Genomic DNA, 14633 nt, shown 5'->3' on the forward strand with positions numbered 1-14633 from the left:
GGCGGGTCGGGTAGACCACTCAGGCGTCGGCCGCGGTGAGCGCCTCCGCTTCGGCCGGGGAATGGTCGGCGGGAATCCGCAGGTGGGCCAGCGGCTTCCAGCCGGTGGCCAGCGCGCCGACCGCGAGCAGCACCGCGAGGGCGCCGACGTAGAACGGCAGCTGGATGTTGACCTCCTCGCCGAGCTTCCCGGCCAGCCACGGAGCGACCGCGCCGCCGGAGAATCGCACGAAGGAGTATGCCGCCGACGCCGTACCGCGCTCGACCGGAGCTGCTCCCATCACCGCCTCGGTGATCAGCGTGTTGTTGATCCCGAGGAACAGTCCGGCCACAACCACACCCACCGCGAGTACGGGCTTGTGGTGCGCGTACATGCCCATCACCGCGAGGTCGACGGCGAACAGGAACAGTGCGGTCATCGCCACCGGCAACGTGCCGAACCGGCGTTGTAGCCGGGGCGCCACGAAGACCGACGTGAACGCCAGGCACAGGCCCCAGCCGAAGAAGATCAGCCCGATCTGCCGTGCCGACATGGCCAGCGGGAACGGCGTGAACGCGAGCAACGTGAAGAAGCCGAAGTTGTAGAGCAGCGCGGTGACCGCGACGGTTGCCAGCGACCGGTGCCGCAACGCCTTCAACGGTTCGAGAATCGAGGTCCGCCGGGCCTCGGGCGGTGACGCCGGCAGCAGGAACGCGGTCGCCGCGAGCGCGATCGTCATCAGCACCGCGACGCCGAAGAACGGGCCGCGCCAGGAGATCGTGCCGAGTTCACCACCGACCAGCGGGCCGGCCGCGATGCCGACGCCGAGCGCCGCCTCGTACAGGATGATCGCCTCGGCGACCGAGCCGGCGGCCGAGTTCACGATGGTGGCCAGGGCGGTGGCGATGAACAGCGCGTTGCCGAGGCCCCAGCCGGCCCGGAAGGCGACGATCATGCCGATGCTGTTCGACAGGCCCGCCAGCGCGCTGAACACGACGATGATGGCCAGGCCAATGAGCAGGGTGCGCTTGGCGCCGATCCGGCTCGAGACCGCGCCGGTGATCAGCATCGCCACGCCGATCACCGCCATGTAGCTGGTGAACAGCAGCGAGACCTGGGACGGGCTCGCGTGCAACTGCTCGGCGATCGGCTTCAGGATCGGGTCCACCAGGCCGATGCCCATGAAAGCGATCACGCAGGCGAACGCGACCGCCCAGACGGATTTCGGCTGCTTCAGGAACGACGAGGTGCTCACCGGGGCGTTGCCTCCAAAGGTTCGATGGCGAGGAGTTTGTGGATGACGGTGGCGGCGGCCTCCAGGGTGGCGAGGTCGTGCGCGGGCAACTGGCCCAAGTGGGCCGCGAGCGCGGCGCCCGCCTGACTGCGCGCGCCGCGCAACTCGGCAAGACCCGCGTCGGTGAGACTGATCAGGCTGGCCCGCGAATCAGCCGGGTCGGACCCACGCCGAACCCACCCCTGCTCCTCGAGCCGCTGAACCAGGTTGGACATGGTCGGCTGCGAACACCGATCGGCCTTGGCCAACTCACTGATCCGCGCCTCCCCAAGCTCGTCCAGCCGCCCCAGCACCCGCATCGCGGCATGCGGCAACGTGTTCACATTCCGGGTAGCCAGCCGCGACAACCGCGTAGCCACCACCACCAGCTCTTCCCCAAGCCGCTCCAGCTCACCAGTACTCACACCTCGAATATACATAGCTTTCCTATGTACCTCCACCGAAGTGAACCACCTCACGGCGCACCGTGCCGGCGGCTGGGAGTGTGGATTGTCTGTACGTTGGGCTGGTGGCCCGCCCCGCTCGTTCTTCTGGTGCTGAGTTCGCTGATCGGCCTGCTACCTACAGCGAAGTGTTTGCCGTGGCCGAGTTTCGGTGGTTGTGGTTTGCGCAGTTGGGGTCGGTGGTGGGGGATCAGCTGGCCCGGGTCGCGTTGGCCGTGCTGGTGTACGACCGGACCGGATCGGCTGGTTTGTCGGCGGTTACGTATGCGTTGACGTTCCTGCCGGACATTGCCGGTGGGCCGTTGTTGTCGGGGCTGGCGGATCGGTTTCCGCGGCGGCGGTTGATGATCGGGTGCGATGTCGCGCGGGCCGTGCTGGTGGCGGCGATGGCGATCCCGGGTGCTTCGTTGTGGGTGCTGTGTACGTTGCTGGTGGTCGTGCAGTTGCTCGCCTCGCCCTTCCAATCGGCGCGGGCGGCATTGCTGCCGTCGATTCTGACCGGGGACAAGTTCGTACTGGCCAGCTCGGTCTCGAACATCACCGGCCAAGCGGCCCAGCTGGCGGGGTTCGTCACCGGCGGCACGCTGGTCGCGGCGTTCGGTGCCGGCAACGCGTTGCTGGCCGACGCCGCGACCTTTGGCTTGTCCGGATTGCTGCTGTGGTTCGGCGTACGAGAGCACGCGCTGCCGGAGACCACCGAAGAAAGCAAGGGCTGGTGGGCATCGCTCTCCGCGGGCGCGCGGCTCGTTTGGAGCAATCGCCAGCTGAGGTACTTGGTCGCGCTGGCATGTGTAGCCGGTTTCTACGTGAGCATCGAAGGACTCGCGGCCCCGTACGCCGCGTCCGTCGGCGGTGGGCCGGCCGCGGTCGGGATCCTGCTCGCCGCCAACCCCGCCGGGCAGATGATCGGGATGCTGTTGCTGACCAGGGTCGCGCCGGATCGCCGGCTCACCCTGATGGGTCCGTTGTCGATCGGGTCGTGCGCGCCGCTGATCGGCTGCGTGGCCCAGCCGGGGCTGTGGGTGACGGTGGCGTTGTGGATGCTCTCGGGGTTGTGCGCGTCGTACCAGTTGGCGGCGAGCGCGGCGTTCGTGATGAACGTGCCGGACGCGCAGCGCGGCCAGGCGTTCGGCCTGGCGCGCACTGCGCTGATCGTCTCGCAGGGAATAGGTGTACTGGCCGCCGGCGCGCTCGCGGATCGCTGGGCGCCCGCGTCGGTCGTGGCGGCGGCCGGAATACTCGGAGTGTTGGTCGCGGCCGGAGCGGCGTACGGTTACGCCGGGGCGACGCGACGGCTCGCGTGATCGATTTACCAGTCGTTGTTCTGCATGGCAGTGGCCTCCTCTCGCGCAAGGTGAGGCAAGTGACAGCGAGGTAGTGACAGTGAGGCAGTGACATTGCGTGAATACCACGGCTACGCTGTGACAAGGACCGACTGTGAGGCGGGGGTCTTGTCATGAGTATCAGGCATCGGCTGGCGCATCGTCGCCTGCGCAGACGTAACGACGCTGCCTGGTTTCCCACCCGGTGGGCGATGTGGACCCAGCCGCGGCCGGTGCTCGGCTTCGTACTCGCGGTTGAACTGATCACTTTCCTCGTCGTCGGCGCGACGGTCAACCTGGTCGCGGTGACCGGGAGTGACTGGATTCGGTTGCTCGTCCTGGTGGCCGGATCGGCGATCCACCTGGAGGCCGCGCGGGACATCGAGCGGCTGCGCAAGGTCGGCGCGGAAGGCATTCCGTACGTCAATCTGAAGGGGATGTGGACGTTCGCGGGCATCCTGATCCTGCCGCCACCGCTGGCCGTGCTGCTGATCGTCAGCACGTACGTCCACTCCTGGTTGCGGGTCCGCCGGGTGCCGCCGTACCGATCGGTCTTCACCGCCACGACGCTGATCCTGGCCGGTGCCGCGGGTGCGGTGGCGATGGCCACGATCCGTCCCGGCGTGTACCCGGGTTATCCGTCCGGCCCGATCGGGCTTGCCGCGGTGGTCGCGGCCGGCCTGGCGTACTGGTTCGTGAACTACGTCCTGGTCGCCGGCGCGATCATGCTGTCCAACCCCGACTCCCCAGGGCGGAACGCGCTTGGGCGGCTGTCGGATCAGCTCATCGTCGCCGGCTCGCTCGGGCTCGGCGTCGCGACCGCGGCGCTGCTGCTCAGCCAGCCGTGGGCGGTCGCGGTCCTGCTGCTGACCATCCTCGGCCTGCACCGCGCGCTGCTGGTCGACCAGTTCCAGGCCGCGTCGCGTACGGATCCCAAGACCGGCCTGGCGAATGCCGCGTTCTGGCACGAGATCGCCCGCCGCGAATTCGCCGGCGCGGAGCGTACGAACACGCCGCTCGGCGTGCTGTACCTGGATCTCGACCATTTCAAGATCCTCAACGACACGTACGGGCACCGGGCCGGCGACGAAGCATTGAAGGCGGTCGCGGACGAGCTGCGCAAGGAGGTACGCGACAACGACCTGGTCGGCCGGCTCGGTGGTGAGGAGTTCGCGATCCTGCTGCCGCGGACGCCGGCCGCCGACGCCGCGCTGGCCGCCGAGCGGATCCGGCGCCGGATCGCCGGGCTCGCGGTCACCATCACCACCGCGGGCGGTCCGTTGCTGTGCGACACGATCACCTGCTCGATCGGCGCCGCGACGTACCCGGATTCCGGGACCACGCTCGACGAGCTGCAGATCGCGGCGGACCTGGCGATGTACCACGCCAAGGACCTCGGCCGGAACCGCGTCGTCAGCGCGCCGGGAAACGACAGCGAGCTGCCGACCGCCTGAATCCCGCCCTGGACCGCGGTCGCGGGTGACAATGGCGATCCGGGGAAAGGAGCTGCGCGGTGAGCTTCACCATGCTCGCGGTGGTCGTCGCGATCGGTCTGATCGGTCCGCTGCTCGCGCTTCCGCGCGGCTGGCACATCCCGATCGTGCTCGGCGAGCTGGTCGCCGGAGTCGTCCTCGGCAAGACCGGATTCGGGTACCTGACGGCGTCCGATCCGCGGTTCACCTTCCTGGCCGACATCGGATTCGGGCTGGTGATGTTCGTTGCCGGCACCCACGTTCCGGTCCGGGACGCGAGTCTGCGGCGGGCGATCCGGCCCGGTCTGCTCCGGGCGGTACTGACCGGGGTCGTGGCGACCGGGCTGGCTTTCGCGCTGAACGCGATCTTCGGCACCGGACATGTCGCGTTGTACGCCGTGCTGATGGCGTCTTCGTCGGCGGCGCTGATTCTGCCGATCGTGGACTCGCTCGGGCTGGGTGGGCGATCGGTGGTCGAGCTGCTGCCGCAGGTCGCGATCGCGGACGCTGCCTGCATCGTCGCGCTGCCCCTGGCGATCGATCCGCCGCACGCGGGGCGAGCGGCGCTCGGTGCGGTGGCGGTGATCGCGGCCGGGGTGGTGGTGTTCTTCCTGCTGAACCGGTTGGAGCGGTCGGGGTTGCGGCAGCGGGCGCACAAGGTGTCGGAGGACCGGCGGTTCGCGCTCGAGCTGCGGGTCAGTCTGATGGTGCTGTTCGCGCTCGCCGGTCTCGCGACCGCGACCCATGTCTCGATCATGCTGGCCGGGTTCGTACTCGGGCTCGCGGTGGCGGCGGTCGGTGAACCGCGGCGATTGGCGCGGCAGTTGTTCGCGCTGACCGAAGGATTCCTCGGTCCGGTGTTCTTCGTCTGGCTCGGGGCCTCCCTCGACCTGCGCGAGCTCGGCACGAAACCGGCGTTCATCGGGCTGGGCGCGGCACTCGGCGTCGGCGCCGTGATCAGTCATTTGTCCGGCAAACTGACCCGCCAACCGTTGTCGATCGGCGCCTTGGCCTCCGCGCAGCTAGGCGTACCCGTCGCGGCCGCCACGGTCGGTACCACCCTGCACGTCCTCCAACCAGGCGAACCATCCGCCCTGATCCTCGGCGCCCTGATCACCATCGCCATCAGCGCGGCGGCCGGCGGCATCGCCGTACGGCACGGATTGACCGCCCCGAAACGGCAGTAGTCCGGACCGGCGGGCCGGCCGTCTTGTGCAGGGGTGCAAGTTTTCAGGGTTAATAGTTTGCACTGGGTGCAAATTTGTCCGTACCCTCGTTTTTGTGGCACAGCAGGGTGGGTTGCGGGAGCGGAAGAAACGGGAGACGCGGGCGGCGCTGGCCGAGGCCGCGTTGCGGCTGGCGCTGGAGAAGGGGCCGGATCAGGTCACGGTCGAGGAGATCGCCGAGGCCGCCGACGTGTCGGTGCGGACCTTCTTCAACTACTTCCCGCACAAGGAGCACGCGATCCTCGGGCGCAATCCCGAGCACGTCGACCGGGCGCTGGAGCGGGTACTGAACGCGCCGGCGAGCGAGTCGCCGCTGACCACGATGTGGTTCATCGTGCAGGACGTGCTGCGCGATTTCGAGGAGGACGGGGAGATGACGCGCCGGGGTGAGCTGATCATGAGCACCCCGGACCTGCTGTACCACCTGCTGCACGCCAGCATCGAGGACGAACGACTGCTGACCAAGGCCCTGACCGAGCGGATGGGCGAGCCACCCGGCTCGCTCCGGCCGGCGCTGATCGTGAGTGCGGCCGGCACCGCCTGCCGGATGGCGATGGAACTGCACAAGACGGTTCCCGGCCGCCCGGTCCGCGAGCTGCTCACCGAAGCATTCCAACTACTTGCCCAAGGCATCGATACTGCTTTCGGGCCGGACGACCAGAAAGGCAACTCATGACGACGACCTCGTCGCCATCACCGGAACCGGTGGGTGAGGTCACCGCCACCGAATCCACCACGCTCACCCCGCGACAGACCGTCCAGGCCATCTCCGGCCTGATGATGGGCATGTTCGTGGCGATCCTGGCCGGTACCGTGGTTTCGACCGCGCTGCCGCGGATCATTCACGATCTCGGCGCCAGCCAGTCGTCGTACACCTGGGTGGTCACCCTCGAGCTGCTGACGATGACCGCCACCGTGCCGTTGTGGGGCAAGCTGGCCGACCTCTACAACAACAAGCTGCTGGTCCAGCTGTCGCTCGGCTTCTTCGTGATCGGCTCCCTGGTGGCCGGCTTCGCGCCGAACATCGAGGTGCTGCTCGGCAGCCGGGTGCTGCAGGGTCTGGGCGCCGGCGGTCTGACCGCGCTGGTGCAGATCGTGATGGCGGCGATCATCCCGCCGCGCGAGCTCGGCCGGTACTCCGGCATCTTCGGCGCGATCTTCGCCTCGGCGACCGTCGGTGGACCGCTGCTCGGCGGTTTCCTGGTCGACTCGCCGCTCGGCTGGCGGGCCTGCTTCCTGGTCGGCGTACCGTTCGTGCTGGCCGCGATCATCCTGCTGCAGCGTACGCTGAAGCTGCCGACCGTACGCCGCGAGGTGAAGATCGACTGGCTGGGCGCGGTGCTGATCATGGGCGGCGTGAGCACGCTGCTGGTCTGGTCCTCGTTCGCCGGCAACAAGTTCGAGTGGGTCTCCGGCTGGAGCTTCGGCCTGGTCGCGATCGCGCTGGTCGCGCTGCTGGCCGCGGTCCTGGTCGAGCGCAAGCACCCGGAGCCGATCATCCCGATGGACCTGTTCCGCAACCGCACGGTGACGCTGGCGATCGTGGCCAGCGCGCTGGTCGGCGTGGCGATGTTCGGCGGCTCGGTGTTCCTGGCGCAGTACTTCCAGATCGCGCAGGGGTACTCACCGACCAAGGCCGGCCTGATGAGCCTGCCGATGATCCTCGGCATGATGGTCGCGTCCACGATCGCCGGTGGCCTGATCACCAAGTACGGCAAGTGGAAGATCTACCTGGTCGTCGGCAGCGTGCTGCTGCCGATCGGGCTCGGGCTGTTCGGCACCATCGACGCGCACACGTCCAAGTACCTGCTCTGGGCGTTCATGATCGTGCTCGGCGTCGGCATCGGCCTGGTGATGCAGAACCTGGTGCTCGCGGCGCAGAACGACGTCCCGGCGCGTGAGCTCGGCGCGGCAACGTCGGCGGTGAGCTTCTTCCGCAGCATGGGCGGCACGATCGGCGTCAGCGTGCTCGGCGCGATCCTGGCGAACAAGGTCACCGAGACGCTGAACCCGGGCGGTGCCTCGTCCGGCGGCGGTCACGCGGTGCCGAACATCGCCGAACTGCCACCGGAGGTGCGGACCGTGGTGGAGAACGCGTACGGCGCGGCCACCGCCGATCTGTTCACGATGTCGGTGCCGTTCGCCGTACTCGCGCTGATCGCGGTCCTGTTCATCAAGGAGAAGGCGCTGCTGACCACCTCGGGGACCGAGCGTCGCGCGCAGGAGGAAGAACCTGATATCCAGGATGCATGATCGTCGCATTCAGCATCAGCCCGTCCGCGGGTGACGAAACCGGAGGCGTGAGCGAAGCGGTGGCCGAGGCCGTCCGCGTCGTTCGCGCCTCTGGTCTTCCCAACGAAACCAACGCCATGTTCACCAACCTCGAGGGCGAGTGGGACGAGGTGATGGCGGTGGTGAAACAGGCAGTGGAAGCGGTGGCGGCGGTCTCGCCGCGGGTCAGCCTGGTGCTCAAGGCGGACATCCGGCCGGGGTACACCGGGCAGCTGACCGCGAAGGTCGAGCGGGTCGAGCAAGCATTGAGCGACTGACGCGAGCCCGTCTTGTGGGTTAGGTTCGCGCGCATGAGATTCCTGCGTGTGGCCGCTGGTGCGGCAGGAGGTCTGCTGTTGATGGCTCAGGTCGTTCCCGCCCAGGCATCTGGCGGCTCGCCGTACCGGTGGGAGTTGACGCCGACCGGGAGCACGGCGCAGTTCCGTGGGCTGGCGGCGGTCAGCAAGGACATCGCCTGGGTGGCCGGTACCGAAGGGACCGTGCTGCGTACCGTCGACGGCGGCAAGCGTTGGCAGAACGTCAGCCCGAAGGGCGCGGAGAAACTGCAGTTCCGCGATGTCGAGGCGTACGACGCGCGCAGTGCGGTCGCGCTGACGATCGGCCCGGGTGCGGACTCCCGGATCTATCGCACGACCGACGGCGGCAACACCTGGACGGAGACCTTCCGGAACACCGATCCGAACGCGTTCTACGACTGCTTCGCCTTCAGTACGTCGAAGCACGGGCTGGCGTTGAGTGATCCGGTGGACGGGAAGTTCCGGATCGCGGCCAGTACCGATGGCGGGAAGTCCTGGAAAGTGCAGCCGAACGACGGGATGCCGGCCGCGCTGCCCGGTGAGTTCGCGTTCGCCGCGAGCGGTACCTGCCTGGTCGCCGGCGCCGGCCGGACGGCGTGGTTCGCGACTGGTGGCGGCGATCGGCCGCGGGTGTTCCGGACCGTCGACGGCGGCCGGCACTGGAAGGTCAGTGACTCGCCGATGGCAAGTGGTGAAGCGGCCGGAATCTTCAGCCTCGCGTTCCGGAACTCGTTGTTCGGCGTCGCGGTCGGCGGTGACTTCCTGAAGCCGAACGAGGCGGTCAAAGCCGCCTCCGTGACGTACGACGGTGGCCGTACCTGGAAGCTGGTGCCCGCGGACAAAGCGCCGAAGGGCTACCGGAGCGGCGCGCACTTCGTACCAGGGTCGCTCGGGGTCGTGGTCGCGGTCGGACCGTCCGGAAGCGACGTGAGCTTCGACGGCGGGCGGAGTTGGAAGCAGTTCTACGACGGCAGCTTCGACAGTGTCGAGTGCGCCGGCCACGGCGCCCAGGCCGGGTGCTGGGCCTCCGGGGCGAAGGGCGCGGTCGGGCGGCTGGTGCGTTGACGTTCAGGCTGTGCGCTGACGTCTGCGCTGATGTTCAGGCCGGCGACACCCGCTCGTCGAGCGGGGGTCGCCGGTTACCCGGAAAGATGCTGGTATGCGGAAACTGCTGACCGTTCTTGTGGGGTTCCTGATGGTGGTGCCTAACGTCGCCGCGGCTCAGCCGGACACCGGCCGGCCGGGTCGTCCGCTGACCGTGATGACCTACAACATCCACCACGGCGCCGGCATCGACGGCGTACTCGACCTGGAGCGGATCGCGGCGCTGATCGAGACGTCCGGGGCCGACGTGATCGGGCTGCAGGAAGTCGATCGGCACTGGGACGTACGCAGCAACTGGGTGGATCAGCCGGCCTGGTTCGCGAAGCGCCTCAAGATGCATTACGCGTACGCCGCGAACCTCGACCTCCCGCCCGTGAAGCCGGGCGATCCGCGTCGCCAGTACGGGACGGCGATCCTGTCGAAGTATCCGATCAAGGACTTCACGAACACGCTCTTGCCGCTCTACCCGACCGGCGAGCAGCGTGGTCTCGCGGTGGCAAACATCACAGTGCGCGGAGCGAAGCTGCGGTTCGCGAACACGCATCTGACCAGCAACAACAACGCCGAGCGGCTCGAGCAGGCCCAGAAAGTGGTCGAGCTGCTGAGCGGATCGAGTACGCCGACGCTGCTCGTCGGTGACCTGAACGCGACGCCGGCGGCGCCGGAGATCAAGACCCTGACCGCCGCGTACGACGACACCTGGGCCGAGGCCGGCGACGGTCCGGGGTACACGATCGAGGCGGGCAATCCGACCAAGCGGATCGATTTCCAGCTGCACGGCGCCGGTCTGCGGCCGATCCGCGCGACCGTACCGGTGACGCCGGCGTCGGACCATCTGCCGGTCGTTGCCACGTTCGTCCTGAGCTGAATCCGGCTTCGCGCAGACGCCCCTCCGGCACCGGCCGGAGGGGCGTTTTCGTGCGTTCACCTGCAACTTTGCGAAATTACAAGCTTGTAGTTTGTCAAGTCGACACACGGGTGAAACAAAGATACTTGTGTGAAAGCTGTTCCCAATGGGGCTGTAGGCAACTAGTGTCACGTATGTGGTCCAGGAGGACCAAAAGCTCACGAACCCTGGGGAAGGGGTTCGTGACCGGCGGAAGGAACGACCCCGATGCGGACGCCCACGAGGGCCACGTCCGGCGAGCGGGTCGCGAGTAACGGGAAGCCCGGCCGAGCAGGCAAGGTGCTGCTCTCCGGTGTGCTCGCGATCTGTCTGGCTGCTGCGATGGCCGTACCGACGCTCCCGGCCGAAGCCACCAAGCCGAAGCCGCCGGTGATTCCGTCCAAGGCCGCGGTCGAGCGGGCCAAGCAGGCCGCCGCCTCGAAGGCCGGCCAGGTGGCCGCGATCGAGAACCAGCTGGCCGCCGCCAACACCCGGCTCGAGCAGCTCGGCGTCCAGTCCGGGATCGCCGACGAGGCGTACAACGGCGCCGTCTACCGCTTGCAGCAGGCGAAGGCCGAGGCGGCCGCCGCCGCGGCCCGGGCGGCCGAGGCGCAGAAGACCCTGACCACCCAGCGGCAGCAGATCGGCCGGTTCGCGGCCGCGTCGTACCAGGGCGGTGGCGAGGTGGCGAAGATCGCGCCGCTGTTCACCGCCAACGGCCCGCAGGAGCTGCTCGACTCGGCCGGCGCGGCCCGCTCGGTGTCGGCCGCGATGCAGGGCTCGTACCTGCGGTACTCCGCGACCCAGGTGATGACGAACCTGTTCAAGGTGCAGGCCGACCAGGCGGTCGTGAAGGTGAAGAAGGCCACCGACGAGGCCGCGAAGGCCAAGCAGGCGGCCGAGAACGCGGAGGCGGCGCAGGCCGCGGCCGTGACCGCGATCGGCGTCCAGCGGAAGCAGTCGATCGCCCAGCTCGCCGTCCTGCAGAGCGTTTCGGTGCAGGTGGCGGCCCAGCGGCAGCGGGGGCTCGAGGAGCTTGCGCGGCAGCGCGCCGCCGCGCTCGCCGCGAAGAAGGCCGCCGAGCTGAAGGCCCGGATCGCCGCCAAGGAGGCTGCCGAGGCGCGCGCCGAAGCGGCCGAGCGGGCCCGCGAGCAGAAGGAGGCCCGCGAGCAGGCGAAGCAGAACCACGGCAAGAAGAACCCGCCGAAGCGGCACAAGCCCTCCGCGCCGAGCGACGGCGGCAACAACGGTGGCAGCGGCGGCAACGGCGGTAATGGTGGTAATGGCGGGAGCAGCCACGGTTCGAAGAAGGGCGCGCGGGCGGCGATCAACTTCGCGCTGAAGCAGCTCGGCGACATGTACCTGTGGGGTGCTACCGGTCCGAGCCGCTGGGACTGCTCCGGGCTGACGATGGGAGCCTGGGCGCAGGCCGGTGTCGACCTGCCGCACTACAGCGCCGCGCAGTACGAGCAGATCCGGCACATCCAGGAGGACGACCTGCGGCCGGGCGACCTGATCTTCTGGGCGACCGACCCGAACGACCCGGCCACCATCCACCACGTCGCGCTGTACATCGGCAACGGGCAGATGGTGCACGCCCCACGGACCGGCAAGCCGGTGCAGATCGACAGCGTCTACTACTGGATTCCACCGAACTTCTTCGGCCGCCCCTGAGTTGCCGAACCCTGCAGTTGAGGGGGCATCTCCTTGAAGATGAACTGGTCCCCGAAAGTTGGACTGGCTGGGTAGGGAGCCTATGCCGTGAGGGTCTGGGTGCGGTATTGCACTGGGCTCAGGCCCTTGAGTGTTGTTGAGGTGCGGTGGTTGTTGTACCAGTGGATGTAGTCGGCGAGTGCGGTGGTGAACGCGTCGGCGCTGGTGAAGGTGGTGTGGTGGAAGAGTTCTTCTTTGAGGTGTCCGAAGAAGTTCTCGATGATGGCGTTGTCGTAGCAGTTGGCTTTGCGGGACATCGACTGGGTCGCGCGGGCGGTGGTGAGTAGGGCCTGCCAGGAGTGGTGCTGGTATTGGAAGCCTTGGTCGGAGTGGACCAGCAGGCCGGGGCTGGGGCGCTGGGTGGTGAGTGCTTGTTGCAGGCTGGAGTTGGTGAGTTGCAGGTTAGGTGAGTCGCTGGTTGTGTAGGCGATGATCTGGCGGTCGAACAGGTCCATGACCGGCGACAGGTAGAGCTTGCGGCCGGCGATGGCGAACTCGGTCACATCGGTGACCCACTTGCGGTTCGGAGCGGTGGCGGTGAAGTCACGGGCCAGCAGGTTCGGTGCGGTCTTGCCAGTCGCGCCGGTCGTGCTGGTCTGGCCTTTGAACGAGTTGTAGCGGCGGCGGCGCCGGACCAGGCAGACCAGCCCGAGGCGCCGCATCAGCGCCAGGACGGTCTTCTTCGCGACCCGCCAGCCGGCGGTCACCAGTTCGCGGTGGACGCGACGATGCCCGTAACGGCCTTTGTTGTTCTCGAACACTTCCCGGATGGCGGTCTTCAGGGCGGCGCGTGGGTCCGGCGAGGCGAGGCGGGCCTGGTGGTAGAAGAACGTCGACCGGGCCAGACCAGCAACCTCCAGCAATACCTCGAGGCGGTGGTCAGCCTTGAGAGCGGTGACGGCCTGGGCCTTCAGCGTCGTTGCTGGGCTCTCAAGGCACGCAATTTTCCCAGGTAGGCGTTTTCGGCCCGCAGCCGCTCGTTCTCGCGACGCAACCGCTCCAACTCACTCACCTCACCCAATTCACCCGCAGACCGGCCACGATCACCACCACCGGCACCCGGTGGGCGGCCCGGACGTTTCGGGCGCAACCCGTCATCACCCTCGTCGCGGTACTTACGGGCCCAGTTCTCGATCAATTTCGGCGACGACAACTCGAACTCCCGCGCGAGCGCGACCTTCGTCTCGCCCGCGAGAAACCGCCGGACCACCTCGCGCTTGACCTCGAACGAGAAGACCCGTTTCCCCGGCATCGCCACCAACGCTCCCGTACCTCGAACACGCCACCGGTCGTACAACCGGTTCACCGCTGAAGCACTCCCACTCAGCCGCACCGCGACCGCCTGCCGGCCCCAGCCAGCCTCGAACAACGCTACCGCCTCACACCGCTGCTCCTCAGACAACGAACTACCACCACGCATACAACCACTCCCCAGAATCAGAACTGAATTTCTCAGTCCAACTTCTGGGGAGCAGTTCAAGAGAGGGTTGCCCCCTCGAATTTCCAGGGGGCAACCCTTCGTTCGAGGGGGCAAGCTGCCCGGTTAAGGGATGGCTACGAGGCGGCCGTGGGCGGTGCGGGCGTCGAGAGCTTCGTGGAGCTTGGTGACGTCGGCGAGTGGGTGGGTCGCGTGTACGACCGGGCGGAGGTCGCCGGTCTGCCAGCGGCGGGTGACCTCGGCGATGTCGGCGCGGGCCGTGTCCGGCCGGGCGCCGCGCCAGCCCATCATCGACACCCCGGTGACCGTCTTGAAGCCGAACAGCGCGGCCGCCGGAATCGTCGGCAGCTCGGTGCTGATGGCCCCGTACGTGAGCATGGTGCCGAGCGGCTTGACCAGTTCCAGGCCCTGGTCGAAGACCGCGCCGCCGACCGAGTCCAGGACGGCGTCGACGCCTTCGGGCGCGATCGCGCGGACCTGGTCCGGCCAGTCCGGGTCGGTGAGGTTGACGGCCTCGGCGCCGAGTGAGCGGATGAAGTCGAGGCGGGCGGGTGACGATGCCGTACCGATGATCGTCTTCAGGTCGTAGCCGCGGGCCAGCTGGACGGCGAGGTGGCCGACGGTGCCGGCCGCGGAGTGGATCAGGACGGTGCCGCCGGCTGGGAGGTTGGCGGTCTCGAGCAGCCGGAAGGCCAGTGGACCGGTCATCGGCAGCATCGTCGCCTCGGCCAAGTTGGCGCTGTCGGCTCCGGTGCCCCAGGCGGCGCTGTCGGGGATCGGGGCAAGGAAGGCGGCGTCGACGGCCGCGTACTCCGCGAAGGCGTCTTCGGCCAGGGCGGCGACGCGTTGGCCGACCGCGACGCCGGGCGGGGTGTCCGGGCCGAGCGCGGCGATCCGGCCGACGACTTCACCGGTCAGCGTGCCGGGGAGTGGGCGGTCCCAGGCCGAGCCGCCGCGGCGGAGAACGGTGTCGATGGCGTTGGCGCCGATCGCCTCGGCCTCGATCAGGACCTGGCCGGCGCCGGGCTCCGGGACGTCCACCTCGTCGAGCTGAAGAACGTCCGGGCCGCCGTGGCGGTGGAAGCGCACTGCGCGCATGGTCGGGCGCATGGTGGGTACTCCATATCGTGGGAGTTATAAATAATGGGAGATTCCCACGATAACGGCA

At 68.2% G+C, this 14633-nt stretch carries 14 protein-coding genes and 1 pseudogene; 9 read left to right on the top strand and 6 right to left on the bottom strand.

Annotated features, from left to right (window positions below):
* Positions 1-19 precede the first annotated feature (19 nt).
* Positions 20-1234 carry an MFS transporter gene (locus tag HDA44_RS29290; RefSeq protein WP_337906546.1) on the bottom strand — a complete coding sequence of 405 codons (1215 nt, stop codon included), beginning with the start codon at positions 1232-1234 and terminating at the stop codon, positions 20-22.
* Positions 1231-1677 carry a MarR family winged helix-turn-helix transcriptional regulator gene (locus HDA44_RS29295; protein ID WP_184839873.1) on the bottom strand — a complete coding sequence of 149 codons (447 nt, stop codon included), beginning with the start codon at positions 1675-1677 and terminating at the stop codon, positions 1231-1233. The genes HDA44_RS29290 and HDA44_RS29295 overlap by 4 nt, the downstream gene beginning before the upstream one ends.
* Positions 1678-1853: 176 nt before the next feature.
* On the opposite strand from HDA44_RS29295, the gene HDA44_RS29300 reads away from it, so the two are divergent.
* The 9 genes from HDA44_RS29300 to HDA44_RS29340 all read left to right on the top strand — a co-directional run bounded on the left by HDA44_RS29300 (position 1854) and on the right by HDA44_RS29340 (position 11988).
* Positions 1854-3020: an MFS transporter gene (locus tag HDA44_RS29300; protein ID WP_319041372.1), complete on the top strand. Its 1167-nt coding sequence runs from the start codon at positions 1854-1856 to the stop codon at positions 3018-3020.
* Positions 3021-3172: 152 nt separating this feature from the next.
* Positions 3173-4492: a GGDEF domain-containing protein gene (locus tag HDA44_RS29305; protein WP_184839875.1), complete on the top strand. Its 1320-nt coding sequence runs from the start codon at positions 3173-3175 to the stop codon at positions 4490-4492.
* Between the two features lie 59 nt (positions 4493-4551).
* Positions 4552-5697 carry a cation:proton antiporter domain-containing protein gene (locus HDA44_RS29310; protein WP_184839877.1) on the top strand — a complete coding sequence of 382 codons (1146 nt, stop codon included), beginning with the start codon at positions 4552-4554 and terminating at the stop codon, positions 5695-5697.
* A gap of 94 nt (positions 5698-5791) precedes the next feature.
* Complete coding sequence (locus HDA44_RS29315) at positions 5792-6412, top strand: TetR family transcriptional regulator (RefSeq protein WP_184839880.1); 621 nt, start codon at positions 5792-5794, stop codon at positions 6410-6412.
* Positions 6409-7989 (top strand): MDR family MFS transporter, encoded by a 1581-nt coding sequence (locus tag HDA44_RS29320; protein ID WP_184839882.1) that lies wholly within the window; start codon positions 6409-6411, stop codon positions 7987-7989. Before HDA44_RS29315 ends, HDA44_RS29320 begins: the two co-directional genes overlap by 4 nt.
* Positions 7986-8285 carry a thiamine-binding protein gene (locus HDA44_RS29325; protein WP_184839884.1) on the top strand — a complete coding sequence of 100 codons (300 nt, stop codon included), beginning with the start codon at positions 7986-7988 and terminating at the stop codon, positions 8283-8285. Before HDA44_RS29320 ends, HDA44_RS29325 begins: the two co-directional genes overlap by 4 nt.
* A gap of 33 nt (positions 8286-8318) precedes the next feature.
* Positions 8319-9389: a WD40/YVTN/BNR-like repeat-containing protein gene (locus HDA44_RS29330; protein ID WP_184839886.1), complete on the top strand. Its 1071-nt coding sequence runs from the start codon at positions 8319-8321 to the stop codon at positions 9387-9389.
* 94 nt (positions 9390-9483) lie between these two features.
* Positions 9484-10296 carry an endonuclease/exonuclease/phosphatase family protein gene (locus HDA44_RS29335; RefSeq protein ID WP_184839887.1) on the top strand — a complete coding sequence of 271 codons (813 nt, stop codon included), beginning with the start codon at positions 9484-9486 and terminating at the stop codon, positions 10294-10296.
* Positions 10297-10542: 246 nt separating this feature from the next.
* A complete protein-coding gene (locus HDA44_RS29340; protein ID WP_184839889.1) occupies positions 10543-11988 on the top strand; it encodes a C40 family peptidase in 1446 nt (481 codons plus the stop codon).
* Positions 11989-12068: 80 nt separating this feature from the next.
* On the opposite strand, the gene HDA44_RS29345 is transcribed toward HDA44_RS29340, so the two are convergent.
* The 4 genes and pseudogenes from HDA44_RS29345 to HDA44_RS29350 all read right to left on the bottom strand — a co-directional run bounded on the left by HDA44_RS29345 (position 12069) and on the right by HDA44_RS29350 (position 14563).
* Positions 12069-12971, bottom strand: coding sequence for an IS3 family transposase (locus HDA44_RS29345; RefSeq protein WP_337906823.1), 903 nt, complete (start codon positions 12969-12971; stop codon positions 12069-12071).
* The gene (locus HDA44_RS37630) at positions 12938-13279 is read right to left on the bottom strand and encodes a helix-turn-helix domain-containing protein (protein WP_238352485.1); all 342 of its coding nucleotides are present in this window, start codon (positions 13277-13279) and stop codon (positions 12938-12940) included. Before HDA44_RS37630 ends, HDA44_RS29345 begins: the two co-directional genes overlap by 34 nt.
* 30 nt (positions 13280-13309) lie before the next feature.
* Positions 13310-13447: pseudogene (locus HDA44_RS39015) on the bottom strand (helix-turn-helix domain-containing protein); the annotation flags it as partial.
* A gap of 123 nt (positions 13448-13570) precedes the next feature.
* Positions 13571-14563: a quinone oxidoreductase family protein gene (locus HDA44_RS29350; protein WP_184839891.1), complete on the bottom strand. Its 993-nt coding sequence runs from the start codon at positions 14561-14563 to the stop codon at positions 13571-13573.
* Positions 14564-14633: the final 70 nt, after the last annotated feature.

This window comes from Kribbella solani, assembly GCF_014205295.1.
Lineage (GTDB): Bacteria > Actinomycetota > Actinomycetes > Propionibacteriales > Kribbellaceae > Kribbella > Kribbella solani.